The organism is Mesorhizobium sp. WSM1497, from assembly GCF_001672455.2.
In the GTDB taxonomy this organism is placed as follows: domain Bacteria; phylum Pseudomonadota; class Alphaproteobacteria; order Rhizobiales; family Rhizobiaceae; genus Mesorhizobium; species Mesorhizobium ciceri.
Window position 1 is genome coordinate 4,321,942 of record NZ_CP021070.1, and the last position, 18,306, is coordinate 4,340,247.

Below are 18,306 nucleotides of genomic sequence, written 5' to 3' on the forward strand. Positions count from 1 at the left end.
CGCGGTTCGGATCCGGCAGGCAGGGTTTGAACCCCATATCGCCAGGGCCGGATCGGCCGGGACCAGCCCGCAACAAACGCGTTGAAAGAAGCAAACATGAAATCGACTTTGCTTGGATTGACAACCGCAATTCTCACTACAGTCGGGTCGGCCCATGCGCTGGAGGCATCCCCCGGCAACGCCGAAGCCGGCGCAGCCGTCTTCAAGAGGTGCATGGCCTGCCACTCGGTCGGCCCAGACGCAAAGAACGGAGTAGGTCCGGTTTTGAATGGCATCGTCGGCCGAGCGGCCGGCGTGTATCCGGGCTACAATTATTCCGCGGCGAACAAGAATTCCGGTCTGACCTGGGATGAACCGACCCTGACGATCTATCTGCACGCGCCGCGCAAACTGGTCCCCGGCACAAAGATGACATTTGCCGGTCTCAGCAAGGACCAGGACATCGCCGACGTGATCGCCTACCTGAAACAGTTCAACGCCCAAGGACAGAAGGTCGATCCTTGAGTGAGGGGCAACCGTCCGGATCGCAAAGCACGACCTTTATGAAGTTCCTGCTGCACAAGGGCCTGGGATATTCCTCGATCCATCGGATCGGTGACTACCTGCGCAGCCATGGAGCGGGTCGTCACTGGATCGAGCGATATCGCGGCGACGTTTTTCTGGTCGTATTGGACGAAGTCGACGAGGCGATCCTTGGAAAGGAATTCTCCGAACTTCTTGATGCGGTCAACGAGACGGAGGGAGACGGGACACGAGGTCGATGAGTGAAAAAATCTTCAATGACAGAGTAAAATTGAAACGGGCATATGAGAGTCCCGCTGCCGACGACGGCAAGCGAGTGTTGGTTGACCGGCTTTGGCCGCGCGGGGTCAGGAAGACCGAAGCCGGCATCGACTGTTGGATGAAGCAACTCGCGCCAAGCACCGAGCTTCGGCAATGGTTCGGACACGATCCAGCCCGTTGGGAGGAATTCCGCCGGCGATATGCGGCGGAAATCCATGAGCATCGCGATGAACTGGAACAGCTGCGCGACCTGATACGGCAGGGCACCGTTACACTCGTCTACTCGGCTCATGACGAGGCCCACAACGACGCCGTTGTCCTTAGAGAGACTTTGCTGAGACACAGATAGTGACGGGGCGCTCCTCCATTGCCATTGGGCGTGCGATCGCGGCCACGACAACAAACTCTCCGGGAACCAAAGCAGAAAACACCCATCCAATGATCGATGGGCGTTCACCTTAGAGGAGAAGACGATGAAATTCTTCGTCGATACCGCCGATATATCCGAAATTCGTGAGCTTGCCGCCGCTGGCGTTCTCGACGGGGTGACCACAAACCCGTCGCTTGTAGCAAAGACCGGACGACCCATCAGGGATGTGATCAAGGAGATTTGCCAGACGATCGAGGGTCCGGTTTCAGCGGAAGTCACCGCGACCAATTTCGACGGCATGGTCGCCGAAGGAGAGCGTTTGGCCGGCATTGCCGCCAATGTAGCCGTCAAGGTGCCATCGACCTGGGATGGGTTCAGGGCTTGCCGGGCGCTTAGTCAACTCGGCCACAAGGTCAATGTCACCCTGTGCTTTTCAGCCAACCAGGCATTGCTCGCCGCCAAGGCAGGCGCGACCTTCATTTCGCCGTTTGTCGGCAGGCTTGATGACCTTGGGCTCGACGGCATGGAGGTGATCCGGGAAATCCGCAAGATCTACGACAACGACAAATCCTTCACGACGGAGATCCTGGCGTCTTCAATTCGCACCCCTCTCCATGTCAAACAGGCGGCGATCGCCGGCGCCGATATCGCGACCGTACCACCTGCGGTGCTCAGAAACCTCGCCAAACACCCACTCACCGACAAGGGCCTGGCGTCCTTTCTCGCCGACTGGGGTAAGACGGGGCAAGTAATCCTGTAATTCCCTGCCCGGGATCACGCGAGAGCAATCATAAATAATGCACACAACTGTCGATTAAATTCGTTTGCATGATAGCAGAGATGGCGAGAAACTACGGACAACAGACGTCCAATCGGCATCGAGTCCATGGCTGCACGTTTAGCACAAGCGGTGCCGAGAGCCTGAAGACGCACAATCAGGTGAAGGTATTCAGAGGCTGGCGGGCCTGAGTTCCCGCTTCTCGTCGGTATAGGCGATTTCAACACCTGATCGCCAAAGGAGAAGAAAATGCCTGAAGGCCATAACAAACCGAACGGGCCGGATCTGGTCCAGGGGATCGCGTTGTCCGATCTTCCCGATGGCGCAAAGCTTGTCGGCCATTGCGGCGATGAGCAGGTGCTGCTTGTGCGCCGCGGGGCGGAGGTCTTCGCCGTCGGGGCGACCTGCACGCATTACGGCGGGCCGCTCGTCGAGGGTCTTGTGGTGGAGGATACCGTCCGGTGTCCTTGGCATCATGCGTGCTTCGATTTGCGCACAGGCGAGGCTTTGCGCGCCCCCGCCTTCAATCCACTTGCCTGCTGGTCGGTGGAACAACGCGATGATCGGATATTCGTCGGCGAGAAAATCAAACGGATGGTTCCGAAACCGCGTTCTGGAGGCTCCAGCCAAGTCCCCGAGAAGATCGTCATTGTCGGCGGAGGCGCCGCGGGTTTCGCAGCGGCCGACATGCTGCGGCGCGAGCAGTTCCAGGGCAGCATCGTGATGATTAGCGAGGACCAATCGGCGCCCGTCGACCGGCCGAACCTCTCCAAAGACTACCTCGCGGGAAAATCGCCGGAGGACTGGATTCCGCTCCGCGGGGAGAAATTCTATTCAAAAAACAACATCGACCTGCGTCTCGACACGAAGGCCGTTGATATCGACCTGCGTTCCCTCGAGGTCGTCCTCGCTGATGAAAGAAGGGTTCCTTACCACAGGCTGCTGCTTGCGACCGGCGCCGAACCCGTCCGCCTGACCATCCCCGGCGCCGACTTGCCGCACGTTCACACGCTGCGCTCGTTCGCAGACTGCAAGGCGATCATCGAGCATGCCGCGACTGCCCGTCGCGCGGTCGTGCTTGGCGCCAGTTTCATTGGCCTGGAAGTTGCCGCGGCTCTGCGCGCGCGCGCGATCGAAGTTCATGTCGTGGCGCCGGAAAAACGACCCATGGAGCGCGTCCTCGGCCCGCAAATGGGCGACTTCATCCGCGCCCTGCATGAAGAGCATGGCGTCGTATTCCATCTCGAGAATACAGCGAGCAGCATCGACGCCAAGAAGGTAAATCTCAGCAGTGGCGGCTCATTGGCGGCAGATTTCGTCGTCGTCGGCATCGGCGTGCGGCCGCGGATCAGACTTGCCGAAACGGCGGGGCTGGTCGTTGATCACGGCGTTGTTGTGGACGCCTTTCTGGAAACGAGCGAGCCAGGGGTATTCGCGGCCGGCGATATTGCGCGATGGCGCGATCCCCACAGCGGTGAGAAAATTCGGGTCGAGCATTGGGTGGTTGCAGAGAGGCAGGGACGAACCGCGGCCCTCAACATGCTCGGCCAACGCGACAAATTCAACGGCGTGCCGTTCTTCTGGAGTCAGCATTACGATGTTCCCATCAACTATGTCGGTCATGCGGAGCGATGGGACGAGATCGCGGTCGATGGGAATATCGCCTCCAGGGATTGCCTGCTGCGCTTCAAGCGCGAAGGACGCACGCTGGCTGTCGCTTCGATCTTCCGCGACATCGAAAGTCTGGAGGCCGAGGTGGAAATGGAGCACCAGATGGCGACCTAGCAGAGCGCTCTCGGGCACCGCAGTTCGAAGAAGAGCGCAATCAGAAATGGCTGAGCGGAATGCCGTCATGATCGAAAGGAGTTCGAATTATGTCCACAGTGCAACAGGAACTTAGCACCACTAACGGTATGAGCACGGTCGCGCCCGCGCAACATTATTCAACGTTCGTCAAAATCATCAAGACGGTCGGCAAGGAAGCGTCCAACATGACGCCGACCTCGGTTGAAATCTTCTCGAACGGCAGCCAGTGGTACTGTCAGGTCCGTCGCGGTAACAAAACGACCAAGCCGATGGGCCCCTATTCCAAACTACAGGCTGAGCGAATCCAGGATGCCCGGCGAATGCTGATCGCAAAAAGAGGCACAGCTAATCTCGTGTTTGAGTAGGGCGAGGAGCTTTGACGGGCGGCGCCAGGCGACGAGCTGCTTCGTTGCGATGATCGGTGCGACGACGGCTCCCAGCGCAGGACGCCTTTCTAACGCCTGATACCAGTTGTCGCGGCGCATTTTCGCGGCACGTCGCCGTTCGTCCTTGGCCGAGGCTCATTACCCAATCCCGGAAGGAAGTCCAATGGCCTACAAGTCAATCGTTCTCAATCTCGACATCGATGGTATGGTTGCTCCTGTCATCAAGCTCGGTGTCGATCTGGCTCGGCGGTTCGATGCGCGTCTGATCGGCCTTTCGGCTGCCGATGTTCCCCCACCCATCGTAATGGAAGGAGGCGTCGCATTCGACGGTGAGAACATGCTGCGCCAGCGGAAGAACATCGAGCGGCGACTCGAGGATCTCCGCGCGGAATTCGAAGGTCTTGCTGGCGCGACGGTTGAGACGGAATGGCGCGGGACGGTGGGCAATCCGACCCGCTTGCTGATCGACTCGGCGCGTGTGGCCGATCTCATCGTCACAGCGTCGCCCGAAGGTGCCTCTTCTGGCAACATTCATCGTTCCACCGACCTGGGCAATCTAATCCTTCAGGCAGGACGACCTGTATTTGTCGCCTCCACCAACCAGGAAAATATCCGGATCAACAAGGTTCTTGTCGGGTGGAAGGACACCCGTGAAGCTAGGCGTGCGGTTGCTGATGCCATGCCGTTTCTGCAAATGGCCAAGGAGGTTCGTATAACCACGATCGACGATGACGCGACCGATGAAACCTGGAATAGTCTGGACGATGTTGTTGCCTTGCTTTCCTTTCACGGCGTAAAGGCGATGGCGGAAGTGTTTCCGGAGAAATCCGATGGCGGAACGATCGCCGATGTGGCCGACGCAATGCGTGCGGATCTGGTCATATCCGGCGCCTACGGTCATAGCAGGTTCAGGGAGTGGATCTTCGGCGGGGCTACCCGCTCGCTGCTTGAAAATGATCGGCTGAACCGGGTGATGTCGAATTGATCACGTTGCTCGAACGATCGATACGCTCGGTCAAGCTGAATAACGTGACAAGGACTTTGCCCGCTGTAGGATTTTCGTCGTGCCGTCCCCCGAGCCAGTTGCATGCCCACGGTGTCGGCCTGAGTAAGGAGGCCCTTCATGAACTCCGATACACCTGATACTGACCGTCCGGACTTCGGCAAAGGCATCCCTCTGAGCCAACTCGCAGATGGCGCCATGCTCTCCGGCTATGTCGGCAACGAGCCTGTCTTGCTGGCACGTCGGGGCGAGGAAATATTCGCCGTTGGATCGGTCTGTACACACTACGGCGCACCTTTGGCCGATGGCTCCTCCTGGAGGATAATGTGCGTTGCCCTTGGCATCACGCCTGTTTCAGCTGCGCAAGGGGGGAAGCGGTCCGCGCCCCTGCCCTATCATCAATCCCCTGCTATGATGTCGAGCAAACTGACGCGTACATAAGGGTTCGGGTGCGGCGCCAGCCTAGGCGATGGGCAAGAACGGGTGACTGCCAAGCCTCAGCCAAATGCGCCAAAATTGACCCTACCCAGGCGGAGCACCGAGAAATGACGGAACACAAGAAGGCACCACGACGCCGACCCGCGACCGTCTCGATGACGAAAACGTTTGAAGTCGGGGATCGGGTGAGTTGGAACTCGGAGGCAGGTCGCGTCCACGGAACGATCATTCGGATTCATACCCAAGATATAGACTATAAAGGCCACACGCATCACGCGAGCCCGCAGTCTCCTCAATACGAGATCAAGAGCAGCAAGACCGACCACGTGGCCCTGCACCGCGGCCAGGTGCTGACCCGATTAAGCGACTGACGGGAGCAACGCGTGGACGGGTCTCCCTGAACACGGACAGAACTTTCGGACCATCCGGTGCCGAGTCCACTGCACGCTTATCATGCCGCCGGCTCGTGAGGAGCAGCCGCGCTGCCCAGGACAGCAGAAACCCGGGTGCGCAGGTGAGGCACCAATTCGTTCTCGAACCACGGGTTGCGACGCAGCCAGGCTGTACTGCGCCACGAAGGATGGGGCAGCGGGATGACTGCCGGACCATAGGTGCGCCACGCGGCAACGGTCGCGGTCATCGACCTCCCCGAGGCGTGTTGCAACGCCCACCGTTGAGCGTAACCGCCGACCAGGAGCGTCAGTTCCACTCTAGGCAAGCACGCCAGAAGCGACCGTCGCCAGAGCGCGGCACACCGGGACGGTGGCGGGTGGTCGCCCCCTTTGGGATTGGTCCCAGGAAAGCAGAACGCCATCGGAGCCACGCCAATTCGCGAATCCCCATAGAAGACGCTGCGATCCAGCCCAAGCCACGCGCGCAAGCGGTCACCTGAGGGGTCGTCGAACGGCAATCCGCACTCATGCACCCGTCGTCCTGGGGCTTGGCCACAGATCAAGAGCCGGGTCTCGGAAGTGACCTGCACCACCGGGCGCGGTTCATGGCTGAATTCCCCAGCACAGGCGCGACAGGCACGAACGCTCGAAAGCAACGCGTCAAGTTGCGGCGCTTCCGACCTAGCGCGTCTTTCGGGGCTCCCCAGGCCGGGCCTAGCTGCAGCAACCTCTACCAAATCGTTCTAAACCTGTTGGTGTCCTACCCTACGATCAGTTTAACGACTGACCATTGAATGTGGGAACCAGGGTAAGATGCGACCAGCCGCCACTGGCGCAGCGCGACCGTTCGCCGCGGTGAGGCAAAGCCCCGACACCAGATTGGGCTGCGTCGACTTGTTTGGTCGACATGTCCCGCCTAGCTGTGGCCGCGTCAACTTCGCCGAACAACGGTTTCCGAAGCCAGATCTGGACGGCATCTATCCGACAAATGATTTCGATTGACCTTTTAACGCAGTTTTCATGTTATGATCGCCATGGACATCGAGCTCGCTCGCACTTTTATCGAAATCGTTTCGACAGGGAGTTTCATTCGGGCCTCTGAGCGCTTGAACGTCGCCCAGACGACCGTAAGCGCACGAATCCGTAACCTCGAGCAGCAACTGGGTCGCCAGCTTTTCGTCCGCCACAAGGGCGGCGCTTCGCTCACTCCCGCCGGCGAGCAGTTCCTGCGCCACGCCCCGATGTTCGTCCAGTTGTGGCAACGCACCCTTCACCAGGTTGCCGTGCCCTCGGGACGCCGAGCTGTTCTGACGGTCGGGAGCGAAGTCAGCCTTGCCCAACCCCTTCTGCTCGACTGGGTCCGATGGATGCGTCAATCCCTTCCGGATATCGCGCTTCGTGTGCACGTCGATGTGCCGCAGGACTTGATCAAACAAGTCGCATCCGGGCTCGTCGACGTGGCGATCATGTACGCGCCCCAGCATCGACCCGGCCTGAAAATCGATCTGCTTCTGGAAGAAAAACTCGTGTTTGCGACCACCAATTCCGAAGCGCGCCTCCTGGACGGGTCTGATTATGTCTATATGGATTGGGGTCCGGACTTTGGACATCACCACGGGATGAGTTTCCCAACTGCTGCGCCCGATCTTACTTTCGATCTCGGCCCGCTCGCATTGAACTATGTTCTTGCGGCGGGTGGCTCTGGATATTTCAGGATGAGCTCTGTGCAGCCTCACGTAGTGGCCGGCCGGCTGCACCTTGTGCCCGAAATGCCGCAGTTCTCCTATCCGGTTTACGCGGTGCAATCCGCAAATGCGGATGAGAGCGTAGTAGGTCCTGCCCTGACAGGATTGCATTCCGTTGCAAGAGCCGACAAATAATAGGAGCTCTTTTTGGGCGTCTAAGTGTCCGCTTGGATTGACGGGAACAGGAGATCCACTGTTGTCCCAATCCCTAGTTCACTCCTTATCCGGATCCGACCATTAACCGCCTGCGCCAATGCCTTTACTTGCAACATCCCTATCCCGGTGCCCTTCTCACCCTTTGTGGTGAAGAAAGGATCGAACACCTTCCGCAAAACTTCCGGAGCCATGCCGCAACCATGGTCTTTGACGCGAACGCGTGCGTAGGTACCCGGCCCGGGTGGGTCAGGTGTCATGGTGGTCTGCACGAATCGCTCAGTGATGACGTGAATCTCCCCGCCACCTGGCATCGCATCTCGCGCGTTTATGACGAGATTAAGCACTGCAGCGTCGAACAGCGCTGGGTCGATCAAGCAGTCCGGGACGTCGGAACCAAGCTCCAGCTTGACGCGGACATCGGGACCGGCGCCATACCTTAAGAGGGGCGCGAAAGACTTGAGGAACTCATTCAAATTGCCAGCATGGGCATCGAGTTCCTGATGCTTTGCGAAGGCGAGTAGCTGTGACGTTAGCTCGATCCCTCGATCGATCCCTTCCCGCGCTGCGGCAATGTAGGCACGCACGCTTTCGGGTGCGTCAGCTCTCCGCTCCGCGAGCCCGAGCCCGGATTGGATTACTGCCAGGAGATTTCTGAAATCATGGGCAATACCGCCTGTCATTTCGCCCAGCGCAGCAAGCCGGTGCGTCGCACGTTCGCGTTGCTCGACTGCAGTTCGGAGATAGAGAGTCGTGTCCGGCATCGGAGTGCGCGCGTCGCGTTCGGCCCGAGATGGTCGTTGAGTTTCACACGGAAACACACAGCCTGTCATAGAAGTCGCCCCTAAAGGTCACTGACGACACCAGAGCAACCCGCGCTCCCATCAATATCGTCGTATTCTGTCTCATTTGTTGCTGAGGGCCGTACCTTTCATGAGCATGATCTAAGCACGCCGGACGACCCTTTTCGTCATAATGTCTTCGACAGTCGGGAATGCCTTGAGGGTCTCCTCCGGTAGGTCGCCATTTGCTCCGACCATTTCAGACCAGCCGTGTACCTCTGGTTCGCCGACGATGATGCGGCCGACCATCCCGGCATGCTCATGCGGGACACAATAATAATCGTACACCCCCTGCTCGGTGAAGGTAACCGAAAAGCTTTCCTTGGGCAGGAGGTAGTCGGAATCCCATGGTTTTGCCGACTTGGGCATGCGAAGCGGTCGCTCGAAGTTTGCCGGGTGGTAGGCTGTGGTTGTGTGCGAATTGCCAGGATTGAGATTGGTCCAGCGGACCGTCTGACCCGGTTTGATCAGAATGCCAATCGGATCGAACCAGACTTGTGAACCGTCGCCGCGCCCTCGCATCTTGATTTCGACCACCTCGCCGGCCCATACCGACAGAGAAGGCAGGGAAAGGGCGGCGGCGAGACCGCCGCCCGCGCCCAATATCTCACGGCGCGTGAGTGTCATTTGGCGACCCGCGCCTCGTCTGCGGCTGGGACATGCCACAGCACAATGTGGACATGCGGCTCTTCGACGCCTGGATGACCGGCATTGTAGTAAACGTCGACATGGTCGACATTGCCGCCGGGCGCGGCGAGGTTGTCAAAGCGTTTGTCCGGATTGAGATCTTTGATCGGCAGCATATAGATGGTGCTGACAATTTTGCCGTCGTGATCATAGGCAAGGAACGGACCGGCCGGCAGTGTCGCCGGATCGACAAAAAGTTGACCCATGCCAGGTAGGAAGTCGGGCAGCTTCACAAGCTTGCTGACCTGTTGGTAAGGCGCTGCTGGCGGGGATTTGGTGACCTCAGACGCCGCCATGGCGCAAAGCGAGCTGGCCATTGTCACGACAAGTGCGAGGGCGAGCTTCTTCATAGGTTATCTCCTTGTTGAATTCAAAAGTCACGATGCCGACAATTTAGGAGACCGGTACACGAAATCGTTGTTTAGCTTGTTGATACCGCCTGTCGCGCCCTGCCAGTAAGTAGGAGGCCCCTATTTTCGTCAAACGAAATTAGCTGGCATTTCAGTGCAGTAATTCTGCTTGCGCCGCCCGCACTGTTTGCTTGATTTCCGGAAATCCTTCACTACCTGTGAATTGCCATGGATATCTTCAGCCTCCATTTCCCGCGAGAGCCAATCCACCTCAAAATGGGCTCTTAACCCGGACGCGAGAAGGCACTGCCTTCGCGGCCGGGACAGCCAGGATTCCACTTCATCCGAAAGTGAACAGAGCCCTGCTTAAGCAGTGCGACTGATCACTGCGCGTTTGGAACGACACGAAGATTGACGCTCATGATCTCCCCCATCCTGTCAGAAGAAGACATCTCGCTTGACCTTGTGACAAAGGGAAAGCAATCAGCCTTGTCAAAAATCGCGATTAGGATTGCGCGAAGAACTGGGATTGACCAGCAGGTGGTTCTGCGTGGTCTTTTCGACCGCGAGCATCTCGGCTCGACCGGCATCGGCCGTGGCGTCGCGATCCCGCACGCTCTACTCAGCACAATCTATTCGCCTGTCGCGTCTTTGACACGCTTGGCCCAGCCCATTGATTTCGAGGGCCCAGACGACGATCGTGTAGATCTCATTTACACCGTGCTCTGGCCGCGTTCTGCCACTTCCGCCTTTCTCCCTGCCCTTTCGCAAATGTGCCGGCTGTTTCGGGCATCTCAGGTTCGGGAACATCTCCGGCAGGCACGGTCATCTGATGAGGTGTTGGCGATCCTCGAAACTGAATCGCATCAGGAATTCCCTCCCAATTTGCATACTTCCCGTGTCGGACCTTACACCGCAATGTCTAGGCAGTTCAGCAACGCCTAGGTCCCCAGGCCACGTTGGGGCGGACCTTGGGAGGTTTCGCAAAGATAGATTGACAATCTATGTTTTATGGCGATCATCATGGGCGAGCCAAGGCTTGAACCCGCTTGGATGGGACAGAGGAAGCCAGGAGCAAACAGATGAGCCAGAATGATCAGAGCAGGAGGACGATCGTCGTCGACGGCGTCCCATTGCCAGAGTTGCTTGATGAGACAACGATCCGCGAGGTGGTCCACGGTTTTTACGGCGAAATTCGACATGATGACCTTCTCGGCCCCATTTTCCACGATCGGATCGAGCCAGACAGTTGGCCACAGCATCTAGCGAAGATGTGTGACTTCTGGTCTGCGACGTTGCTTCGGACGTCCCGATATGAGGGGCGGCCACTGCCGCCACACCTGGCTATAGGCGGCCTCGGCGAGACGCATTTCCGTCGCTGGTTAAAGTTGTTTCGCAAAACGGTTCGCCGCATTTGCCCGCCCGAGGTGGCAGCGCTCTTTATGGACCGAGCGCTTCGTATCGCGCACAGTTTCCGTTTAGCGATTGCCTTCAACCGCGGTGAGACCACGATTGGCCTCGCACCTATTGTCGAGAAGGACCTTTGATGCAGACTGGTTGGTAAGGATTCTCGCGCCAACAGCAGGAGAGATGCATGCGGCTGACTGCCTTCTCAGACTACGCGTTGCGAATGCTGATGTACGCCGCCTCCGCCGGTGACCGGCTGGTCACGATCGAGGAAGCTGCGCGCACCTTCAACATATCGAAGACGCACCTGAACAAGGTCGCCAATACCCTCACCCGCAGCGGCTATCTGAAAGCCATCCGTGGCCGTTCCGGCGGGCTTGTTCTCGGACAGCGGCCCGAGATGATCCGGATCGGCGACGTCGTGCGGTTGACGGAGCCGGATTTCGCACTGGTTGAATGTTTCGCGACTGATGGAAACCAATGTGTACTAACTGCCTCTTGCAAGCTTTCAGGGATGTTTGGTGAAGCGATTGCCTCGTTCCAGAGCACCCTGGACCGCTATACGCTGGCCGACATCATGCTGGCGCCGAAGGACTTCCTTGGCAGCCCGAAAAGACCCGCTGGCAACGGTGCGGCGCACAACGTCTCATGATTATTTCGTTACGTGCCCGTTTTGCTCCGATGGAGACGCCCATGCCTGACTCAAAGATGAAGGAAAAGCCGTTACCGAGAGAGATCGATTCCGGTATCGACCCCGACAACAGCCTGCTGCCAATGCTTCTTGGCGGGCTTGTGTTGATAGTCCTCGGCGCGATTGTCGTCATGATGTTTGTCTAGTTGGCGACGCATGACGCTGTGTTAGAACATCGTTCAGCAGCATTCGTGCAGTCAAGCGCCCGCGTGACGCCAATGTAGGGCGCGGGCACTCTCGTGATGTCGCCGCTGAGGACATGTTGTCGCAGAACAGAGTCCACTTGAGCCTGGTGTCCGCCGAAGACAATCGCGTATTAGGCGACAATATGGCGCCAGGTTTGCGACGGCGGTACGTGGCCGGACTGTGTACGCCATCGGTGTCGGTGTCTAAGTACAATCAGGTTCGAGACTCCTCAGTTCGATGAAGTGAGTTCGTGAGCTAAAAAAGGCCGGACTGATAAGCCCGGCCAGGTTTGAAGATAAATACCTCCTGAGGGGAACGCGTCGACGAATGGGGAGAAACGCTCGACGCAACACCTATGTGGGACGCGTAGCTTATCTTACAACGACAGGGTGATGGGCCACAATCGCTGCTCCGTCGAGCCAGGGACGCAAAGCTCGCCTTCATTTGTCGAGCAGGTGGATACCCGCGCACCACCTAGAAGAACTTTGGAATAAATGGCACTAGTTGATCTTTTTTTGAGCCCTATAAACTGCGCAAGAGATCAACATAAAAACTGCAGATATTTAATCATAAAATTCATTTGCTTCACGAAGGACTTGAGCTTTAGCCTAACCTCGATCGTTGTGAGGCGATCGCAAATCAGTTAGGAGAAAACGATCGTGAGCATCAAAATACTTTGCATGGGAGCGGCGGCTCTCACAATTGTAGCTGGCGTAGCATTTGCGGGTGCGCTTGACGAACCGGCAAAAATGGCGCCCTTTCACACCGACTCCACCATGAAGACCTTGAAATCGCAAGCCGACTTCAGGAGCGCGTGGATGGCGATGAACGACGAGGACCGAGCCGGGATGATGAAGGAGTGTGGCGACGAAGCCATAGCCAAAAATCACGACAATTTCTGCAAGATGACCAAGCAACTTGGCGGCGCCAACTGAATGGGGCTTTTTGCGAATCAAATGGCAGGCACAATTACCTGCCATTTTACAACGGACGCGGCTCCGCCGACCCCAGGGGGGCATTTTAGGACGGTCCCGCCTAGCATACCTCCCGAAGGCTGAAAGTAGCGGACGCGACCGATATTCAGACAGCCCGGCTTTCGCGGGACGGTGATGCGTGATGATGAAACTCCGTGTTGTGACGTGCGTTGTGAGCTGTGCGCGTCAGAGGCTTTCCCATGTATGAAGCGTGGTTTTCCAAACCTGTAGCCGTTGCCACCGGCATCAGCGGCGACATCCGAAACCTTACCAACGCTCGTGAGGCTTTTGACTTGCTCAACGACAAGTGGCGCAACGAAGGAAGCGCCAAGCATCGATCTGCACTACGAGCATGCCAGCAGGCGTTGAATGGCAACGTTCCGGCTGACATCGCCAGAGACGCTTTTATTGAAGCAGCGCGGGAAGCGCGCATGTTGGTCGGGTGAGTTGCGGTGACAAGAGCTTGCCCCGCGGTTCAGCGCCCATGAACGCGTCGACCTGCTTACATACTCAGAATGAAAAACGGAAAGCCGGCGGTGAGCTTCTGTGCTTCGGCTGGCGCTCGGAAAACTGAAGCAAGCAAGCCGGCACCGTTCCGTTAGAATGCATCTCGCGTCGCCTTCAGCCCAAACAAACCTATGAGGAGGACGCCGAGTGAGTATCTTCGGAATAAGCGTGGACTGAGTCTGGGCGGCAACGGCGCTTTCCGATCTATCGATCTTCGCAAAGGCCTGCAACGTGGGTTGGCGCCTTCCGGACTCCGGCAATGCGGCGGCGGTAGAGCAAATGGCATTCGTCAAGTCAGCCATCGACCAAGCTACGTCAGCGGGCAGTTTCCAACATCATTCGGCAGCTTCGACCGATCTCGATGCCGGCACGATCCGCGCGGCACAATATTTGAACTCGGGGATCTTGCCGTAAGGATCGAGCATAGGATTGGTAAGCATGTTGGCCGGGCTCTCGTTAAAGCAGAACGGCATGAACACCATGCCATCGGCGACCTCTCGATCGGCCCGCAGAATGGCTTCGACGACGCCGCGCCGCGTTTCTACGTTTATCACGTCTCCCTGCGCAAGGCCGCGGCGCCTGATCTCGTAGGGATTCATCGCAGCAATGCCGTAGGGCTCGATCGCGTTGAGCACCCCGGCGCGGCGTGTCATGGCGCCCGTGTGCCAGTGCTCCAGCAAGCGCCCGGTGGTTAGCACCAGAGGATATTCGTCGTCGGGCACCTCGTCGGGGGGCAGGAGGTCGGCGGGCACGATGCGCCCGCGGCCATCCGCGGTCGGGAACCCGGTGGTGAAGACGATCTCGTTGCCAGGAACATCAGGACCATCGGCAGGATAGACGACGGACTCCTCGCGTTCGATGCGCTCCCAGGAAATATGCTTCAGCGACGGCATTACTTGCGCCATTTCGCCGAAGACATCCGAAACGTGTTTGTAGTTCCAGTCCAGCCCCATGCGTCTGGCAAGCTCGATGATGAGATCGAGATCCTGCCGCGCCTCGCCGGGCAGGTTGACGGCGGGTCGGCCGATCTGCACCTGCCTGTTTGTGTTGGTGTAGGTGCCGAGTTTCTCCGCATGCGCGGAGGCCGGGAGCACCACGTCGGCGTGCCATGCGGTTTCGGTCAGGAAGATGTCCTGAACTACCAGATGCTCAAGCTTGGCGAGTGCGGCGCGCGCATGGCTCTGGTCGGGATCGGACATGGCCGGGTTCTCGCCCATAATGTACATGCCCCGGATCTCGCCGTCATGGATCGCGTCGACGATCTCGACGACGGTCAAGCCGCGTTTGGGGTCGAGCGCCTGGCCCCAGAAATTCTCGTACTGGCCGCGGATATCGGCATTCTCCACCGATTTGTAGTCGGGGAAATACATCGGGATGAGGCCCGCGTCCGAGGCGCCCTGGACGTTGTTCTGGCCGCGCAGCGGATGGAGCCCTGTGCCGGCGCGCCCGACATGGCCGGTGATCAGCGCCAGCGCGATCAGGCAGCGCGAATTGTCCGTTCCGTGGGTGTGCTGCGAAATGCCCATGCCCCAAAAGATCATCGAACGCTCCGCCTTGGCATAGGTGCGCGCCACATCGCGCAGCACACCGGCCTCGATGCCGCAGACGGGAGCCATCGCCTCGGGCGAGAAATCCTTCACCTTTGCCTTCAATGCCTCGAAGCCGGAGACGTTGGCCTGGATGTACTGCTGGTCATAGAGCCTCTCGTCGATGATGACGTGCAGCAGCGCGTTCAGCATCGCCACGTCGCTGCCTGGCTTGAAGCGGAGGCTGTAGGTCGCGTGGCGCATCAGTTCCTGGCCGCGCGGGTCTATCACGATCAGCTTGGTGCCGCGCTTTGCCGCTTGCTTGAAATAAGTCGCCGCCACTGGATGATTTGTCGCCGGCCGCGCGCCGATGATGATCACGCATTCGGCCTTCATGGCATCCATGAAAGGCGCCGAGACCGCGCCAGAGCCAACGCCCTCCATCAGAGCGGCCACCGATGAGGCATGGCAGAGCCGGGTGCAATGGTCGACATTGTTGGTCCCGAATGCCTGCCGAACGAATTTCTGGAAGAGATAGGCCTCCTCGTTCGAGCCCTTGGCGGAGCCGAAGCCGGCCAGTGCGTTGCCGCCATGGTCGTCGCGAATGCGCTTCAGCCCGCTGGCAGCGCGCTCCAGCGCTTCTTCCCAGGTGGCCTCGCGGAACACGGTGAGCGGGTCGACATCGCGCAGATCGATGTCGCCGGCTTTCGGCGCATCGTCGCGGCGGATCAGCGGCTTCGTCAGCCGTTCGGGCGACATCACATAGTCGAAGCCAAAGCGGCCCTTGACGCAGAGCCGGTTCTCGTTCGCCGGACCATTGCGGCCGTCGACCTGGACGATTTTATTGTCCTTGACGGCGACGCGCGTCTGGCAGCCGACGCCGCAAAACGGGCAGACCGTGTCGACAAGCTTGTCGAACGCTTGGACGACACGGGTCTTGCCGGTTTCGTCCATCAGCGATTTCTCGTAGAGCGCACCAGTCGGACAAGCCTGGACGCATTCGCCGCAGGTGACGCAGGTCGACAGGCCCATGGGGTCGTGCATATCGAAGACAGGAACCGAGTGATTTCCGCGCTCGGCCATGCCGATCACGTCGTTGACCTGCACCTCGCGGCAGGCGCGCACGCAAGCGCCGCAGGTGATGCAGGCGTCGAGATTGACGGCAATGGCCGGATTGGTGATGTCGAATTCTGGCGCTAGCCCCTCCTCGGTAAACTTGGAACGGTATCGGCTGCCCGAAATTCCCATCGAACCGGCCCATTGCCAGAACGCAGACAGGTTGTCTGGACCGTCGCTCGCCGATCGCATGTTGCTTGCGAGGAGCTCGAATACCATCTCGCGTGATTTGCGGGCGCGTTCGGTATCGGTTTTCACGACCATGCCGGCAGAAGGCTGGCGAACGCAGGAGGCAGCCAGCACGCGCTCGCCTTCGATGTCGACCATGCAGGCGCGGCAATTGCCGTCGGGACGATAACCCGGCATGTCGACATGGCACAGATGCGGAATTTTTGTACCCTGGCGCTTGGCGACATCCCAGATAGTCTCGCCAGGGGTGGCGCTTACGGTTTGCCCATCGAGGGTGAATACCGTGCTCTCGGCCATCAGAGGTCACTCCGGAAATGCGTCAGCAAATGATTGACCGGATTGGGCGCTGCCTGGCCCAGGCCGCAGATCGACGAATCGCGCATGACCATTTCGAGGTCGCGAATCCTGTCTTCCGGCATCAGACCCTGCTCCTGCAAGAGAGCCACCATTTTTTCAGTCCCGTCGCGACAAGGCGTACACTTCCCGCAGCTCTCATGCTTGAAGAATTTCATGAGATTGAGCGTGACCTGCTTTATATTGTCGGCCCGCGAGAACACGACGATAGCATGGGAGCCGACGAAGGCGCCCTGCTTGGCCAGATCACCGCCGAAATCGAGCGGAATGTCGCCCAGTGTCGCTGGCAGGATACCGCCTGAGGCGCCGCCCGGCAAATAGGCCTTGAACTCATGACCGTCCGCCATGCCGCCGCAATAGTCGTTGATCAATTCGCGTACCGTTACGCCGGCCGGCGCCAGCTTGACGCCGGGATTTTTCACGCGGCCGGAAACGGACCATGAGCGGATGCCGGGGTGGCCGGGCTTGCCCTGCGTAGCGAACCATTGCGCGCCCTTTTCGACGATGTCGCGGATCCACCAGAGCGTCTCGACATTGTGGTTGAGCGTCGGTCGTCCGAACAGGCCGACCTCGGCGATGTAGGGGGGGCGGTGGCGCGGCATGCCGCGCTTGCCCTCGATGCTTTCCAGCATCGCACTCTCCTCGCCGCAGATATACGCACCAGCGCCGCGGCGGAGTTCGATGAACCCCGGCTTGACGATGCCGGTAGCTTCGAGTGCGGCGATCTCCTGACGAAGAATGGCGAGCACCGCAGGGTATTCGTCACGCATGTAAAGATAGATCCGTTCCGCCTCGACCGCGTGCGCTGCAATCAATGCACCCTCAAAGGCACGGTGCGGATCTTGCTCGAGATAGATGCGGTCCTTGAAGGTGCCGGGCTCGCCCTCGTCGCCATTGATCGACATCAGGCGCGGGCCCGGATAGGAGCGCACGATCTGCCACTTCTTGCCGGCAGGGAAACCAGCACCGCCCAGGCCCCTCAAGCCCGCATCGCCCAGGGTGGCGATGAGCTGGTCTGTGTTCAGCGTCCCAATCCGTACCTGCTGCAAAAGCTGGTAGCCTCCTGCCTGGCGATACGCCTCCAGTCCCACATAATCGGGTATGCTTACATCGGTCTCCGCTGCCGCGGCCATGCGCAGCAGGGCCTCGGCAGTTGCCTGATCGACCTCGCGATTACCGATACGTGCGGCCGGCGCGCCAGCGCAGCGGCCCATGCAGGGCGCGCGCATGACCCTGATCGCCGGATCGGCGCCCGCTTGCAATTCGGCCAGGAGCGTCTCGGCGCCTGCCAGCATGCAACTCACTGAATCGCACACACGGATTGTCAGCGGCGCCGGCGGCATCTCGCCTTCCTTCACGACGTCGAAATGGTCGTAGAACGTCGCCACCTCGTAGACCTCTGCCTGCGACAAACGCATATCTTGTGCCAGCGCCCGCAAATGCCGCGCTGACAGGCAGCCATATCGGTCCTGGATAAGGTGGAGGAATTCGATCAGCAAGTCGCGCCCTCGCTGGCGCGCGCCAAGCAGCGCCTGGACCTCGGCGAGCGCGGCGTCATCCAGCGGCCTGCCCTTTGGTCCGCGATCACGCCGCCGCTGTTCCTGCATCGTCATGTGCTCGCCT

21 protein-coding genes are annotated in these 18,306 nt (G+C 59.1%); 15 read left to right on the forward strand and 6 right to left on the reverse strand.

The genetic code is table 11. The features are described 5' to 3' along the window. Positions 1–96: 96 nt before the first annotated feature. From A9K65_RS21190 to A9K65_RS21230, 8 genes are all read left to right on the forward strand, one after another. Positions 97–504, forward strand: a complete 408-nt coding sequence (locus A9K65_RS21190) for a cytochrome c family protein (RefSeq protein WP_064994266.1) — start codon at positions 97–99, stop codon at positions 502–504. Positions 505–542: 38 nt separating this feature from the next. Then, the gene (locus tag A9K65_RS21195; protein ID WP_064994265.1) at positions 543–764 is read left to right on the forward strand and encodes a hypothetical protein; all 222 of its coding nucleotides are present in this window, start codon (positions 543–545) and stop codon (positions 762–764) included. Further along, the gene (locus tag A9K65_RS21200; protein WP_064994264.1) at positions 761–1,132 is read left to right on the forward strand and encodes a DUF488 domain-containing protein; all 372 of its coding nucleotides are present in this window, start codon (positions 761–763) and stop codon (positions 1,130–1,132) included. Before A9K65_RS21195 ends, A9K65_RS21200 begins: the two co-directional genes overlap by 4 nt. Positions 1,133–1,256: 124 nt before the next feature. Next, positions 1,257–1,913, forward strand: coding sequence for a fructose-6-phosphate aldolase (gene fsa / locus A9K65_RS21205; protein WP_064994263.1), 657 nt, complete (start codon positions 1,257–1,259; stop codon positions 1,911–1,913). Positions 1,914–2,180: 267 nt separating this feature from the next. Further along, positions 2,181–3,716, forward strand: coding sequence for an FAD-dependent oxidoreductase (locus tag A9K65_RS21210; RefSeq protein ID WP_064994262.1), 1,536 nt, complete (start codon positions 2,181–2,183; stop codon positions 3,714–3,716). Between the two features lie 89 nt (positions 3,717–3,805). Continuing rightward, a complete protein-coding gene (locus A9K65_RS21215; RefSeq protein WP_064994261.1) occupies positions 3,806–4,102 on the forward strand; it encodes a hypothetical protein in 297 nt (98 codons plus the stop codon). 184 nt (positions 4,103–4,286) lie between these two features. Then, a complete protein-coding gene (locus A9K65_RS21220) occupies positions 4,287–5,108 on the forward strand; it encodes a universal stress protein (protein WP_064994260.1) in 822 nt (273 codons plus the stop codon). Positions 5,109–5,719: 611 nt separating this feature from the next. After that, positions 5,720–5,935, forward strand: coding sequence for a DUF2945 domain-containing protein (locus A9K65_RS21230; protein ID WP_064994287.1), 216 nt, complete (start codon positions 5,720–5,722; stop codon positions 5,933–5,935). 80 nt (positions 5,936–6,015) lie between these two features. On the opposite strand, the gene A9K65_RS21235 is transcribed toward A9K65_RS21230, so the two are convergent. Further along, positions 6,016–6,549 (reverse strand): uracil-DNA glycosylase family protein, encoded by a 534-nt coding sequence (locus A9K65_RS21235; protein WP_084015920.1) that lies wholly within the window; start codon positions 6,547–6,549, stop codon positions 6,016–6,018. A 432-nt stretch (positions 6,550–6,981) separates the two neighbouring features. Here A9K65_RS21235 and A9K65_RS21240 point away from each other — a divergent pair, with 432 nt between their 5' ends. Further along, positions 6,982–7,836 (forward strand): LysR family transcriptional regulator, encoded by an 855-nt coding sequence (locus A9K65_RS21240; protein WP_245321858.1) that lies wholly within the window; start codon positions 6,982–6,984, stop codon positions 7,834–7,836. A gap of 20 nt (positions 7,837–7,856) precedes the next feature. On the opposite strand, the gene A9K65_RS21245 is transcribed toward A9K65_RS21240, so the two are convergent. From A9K65_RS21245 to A9K65_RS21255, 3 genes are all read right to left on the reverse strand, one after another. After that, positions 7,857–8,618: an ATP-binding protein gene (locus tag A9K65_RS21245; RefSeq protein ID WP_084015918.1), complete on the reverse strand. Its 762-nt coding sequence runs from the start codon at positions 8,616–8,618 to the stop codon at positions 7,857–7,859. A gap of 180 nt (positions 8,619–8,798) precedes the next feature. Beyond that, positions 8,799–9,323 (reverse strand): plastocyanin/azurin family copper-binding protein, encoded by a 525-nt coding sequence (locus tag A9K65_RS21250; protein WP_064994259.1) that lies wholly within the window; start codon positions 9,321–9,323, stop codon positions 8,799–8,801. Continuing rightward, on the reverse strand, positions 9,320–9,733 hold the full coding sequence (locus A9K65_RS21255) for a DUF5602 domain-containing protein (protein ID WP_064994258.1): 414 nt from the start codon (positions 9,731–9,733) through the stop codon (positions 9,320–9,322). The genes A9K65_RS21250 and A9K65_RS21255 overlap by 4 nt, the downstream gene beginning before the upstream one ends. Positions 9,734–10,153: 420 nt before the next feature. Here A9K65_RS21255 and A9K65_RS21260 point away from each other — a divergent pair, with 420 nt between their 5' ends. The 6 genes from A9K65_RS21260 to A9K65_RS21280 all read left to right on the forward strand — a co-directional run bounded on the left by A9K65_RS21260 (position 10,154) and on the right by A9K65_RS21280 (position 13,437). Then, the gene (locus A9K65_RS21260) at positions 10,154–10,678 is read left to right on the forward strand and encodes a PTS sugar transporter subunit IIA (protein ID WP_064994257.1); all 525 of its coding nucleotides are present in this window, start codon (positions 10,154–10,156) and stop codon (positions 10,676–10,678) included. Positions 10,679–10,815: 137 nt separating this feature from the next. Further along, entirely contained in the window at positions 10,816–11,280 is a 465-nt protein-coding gene (locus A9K65_RS21265; RefSeq protein ID WP_064994284.1) for a group III truncated hemoglobin, read from the forward strand. Positions 11,281–11,327: 47 nt separating this feature from the next. After that, positions 11,328–11,792: an Rrf2 family transcriptional regulator gene (locus A9K65_RS21270; protein ID WP_064994256.1), complete on the forward strand. Its 465-nt coding sequence runs from the start codon at positions 11,328–11,330 to the stop codon at positions 11,790–11,792. 41 nt (positions 11,793–11,833) lie between these two features. Next, positions 11,834–11,977 carry a hypothetical protein gene (locus tag A9K65_RS35680; protein ID WP_164753852.1) on the forward strand — a complete coding sequence of 48 codons (144 nt, stop codon included), beginning with the start codon at positions 11,834–11,836 and terminating at the stop codon, positions 11,975–11,977. Positions 11,978–12,676: 699 nt separating this feature from the next. Then, complete coding sequence (locus A9K65_RS21275; RefSeq protein ID WP_064994255.1) at positions 12,677–12,952, forward strand: hypothetical protein; 276 nt, start codon at positions 12,677–12,679, stop codon at positions 12,950–12,952. Between the two features lie 239 nt (positions 12,953–13,191). Next, the gene (locus A9K65_RS21280; RefSeq protein WP_064994254.1) at positions 13,192–13,437 is read left to right on the forward strand and encodes a DUF982 domain-containing protein; all 246 of its coding nucleotides are present in this window, start codon (positions 13,192–13,194) and stop codon (positions 13,435–13,437) included. Between the two features lie 396 nt (positions 13,438–13,833). On the opposite strand, the gene fdhF is transcribed toward A9K65_RS21280, so the two are convergent. After that, entirely contained in the window at positions 13,834–16,626 is a 2,793-nt protein-coding gene (fdhF, locus tag A9K65_RS21285; protein WP_064994253.1) for a formate dehydrogenase subunit alpha, read from the reverse strand. Further along, positions 16,626–18,296: an NAD(P)H-dependent oxidoreductase subunit E gene (locus A9K65_RS21290; RefSeq protein ID WP_064994252.1), complete on the reverse strand. Its 1,671-nt coding sequence runs from the start codon at positions 18,294–18,296 to the stop codon at positions 16,626–16,628. Before A9K65_RS21290 ends, fdhF begins: the two co-directional genes overlap by 1 nt. Positions 18,297–18,306 lie beyond the last annotated feature (10 nt).

What these genes read in the sequence shown, in the direction of transcription:
- A9K65_RS21190 (WP_064994266.1), top strand. Translation starts at nt 97, where the DNA reads ATGAAATCGACTTTGCTTGGATTGACAACCGCAATTCTCACTACAGTC.
- A9K65_RS21195 (WP_064994265.1), top strand. Translation starts at nt 543, where the DNA reads ATGAAGTTCCTGCTGCACAAGGGCCTGGGATATTCCTCGATCCATCGG.
- A9K65_RS21200 (WP_064994264.1), top strand. Translation starts at nt 761, where the DNA reads ATGAGTGAAAAAATCTTCAATGACAGAGTAAAATTGAAACGGGCATAT.
- fsa (WP_064994263.1), top strand. Translation starts at nt 1,257, where the DNA reads ATGAAATTCTTCGTCGATACCGCCGATATATCCGAAATTCGTGAGCTT.
- A9K65_RS21210 (WP_064994262.1), top strand. Translation starts at nt 2,181, where the DNA reads ATGCCTGAAGGCCATAACAAACCGAACGGGCCGGATCTGGTCCAGGGG.
- A9K65_RS21215 (WP_064994261.1), top strand. Translation starts at nt 3,806, where the DNA reads ATGTCCACAGTGCAACAGGAACTTAGCACCACTAACGGTATGAGCACG.
- A9K65_RS21220 (WP_064994260.1), top strand. Translation starts at nt 4,287, where the DNA reads ATGGCCTACAAGTCAATCGTTCTCAATCTCGACATCGATGGTATGGTT.
- A9K65_RS21230 (WP_064994287.1), top strand. Translation starts at nt 5,720, where the DNA reads ATGACGAAAACGTTTGAAGTCGGGGATCGGGTGAGTTGGAACTCGGAG.
- A9K65_RS21240 (WP_245321858.1), top strand. Translation starts at nt 6,982, where the DNA reads ATGATCGCCATGGACATCGAGCTCGCTCGCACTTTTATCGAAATCGTT.
- A9K65_RS21245 (WP_084015918.1), bottom strand. Translation starts at nt 8,618, where the DNA reads ATGCCGGACACGACTCTCTATCTCCGAACTGCAGTCGAGCAACGCGAA.
- A9K65_RS21250 (WP_064994259.1), bottom strand. Translation starts at nt 9,323, where the DNA reads ATGACACTCACGCGCCGTGAGATATTGGGCGCGGGCGGCGGTCTCGCC.
- A9K65_RS21255 (WP_064994258.1), bottom strand. Translation starts at nt 9,733, where the DNA reads ATGAAGAAGCTCGCCCTCGCACTTGTCGTGACAATGGCCAGCTCGCTT.
- A9K65_RS21260 (WP_064994257.1), top strand. Translation starts at nt 10,154, where the DNA reads ATGATCTCCCCCATCCTGTCAGAAGAAGACATCTCGCTTGACCTTGTG.
- A9K65_RS21265 (WP_064994284.1), top strand. Translation starts at nt 10,816, where the DNA reads ATGAGCCAGAATGATCAGAGCAGGAGGACGATCGTCGTCGACGGCGTC.
- A9K65_RS21270 (WP_064994256.1), top strand. Translation starts at nt 11,328, where the DNA reads ATGCGGCTGACTGCCTTCTCAGACTACGCGTTGCGAATGCTGATGTAC.
- A9K65_RS35680 (WP_164753852.1), top strand. Translation starts at nt 11,834, where the DNA reads ATGCCTGACTCAAAGATGAAGGAAAAGCCGTTACCGAGAGAGATCGAT.
- A9K65_RS21280 (WP_064994254.1), top strand. Translation starts at nt 13,192, where the DNA reads ATGTATGAAGCGTGGTTTTCCAAACCTGTAGCCGTTGCCACCGGCATC.
- fdhF (WP_064994253.1), bottom strand. Translation starts at nt 16,626, where the DNA reads ATGGCCGAGAGCACGGTATTCACCCTCGATGGGCAAACCGTAAGCGCC.
- A9K65_RS21290 (WP_064994252.1), bottom strand. Translation starts at nt 18,296, where the DNA reads ATGACGATGCAGGAACAGCGGCGGCGTGATCGCGGACCAAAGGGCAGG.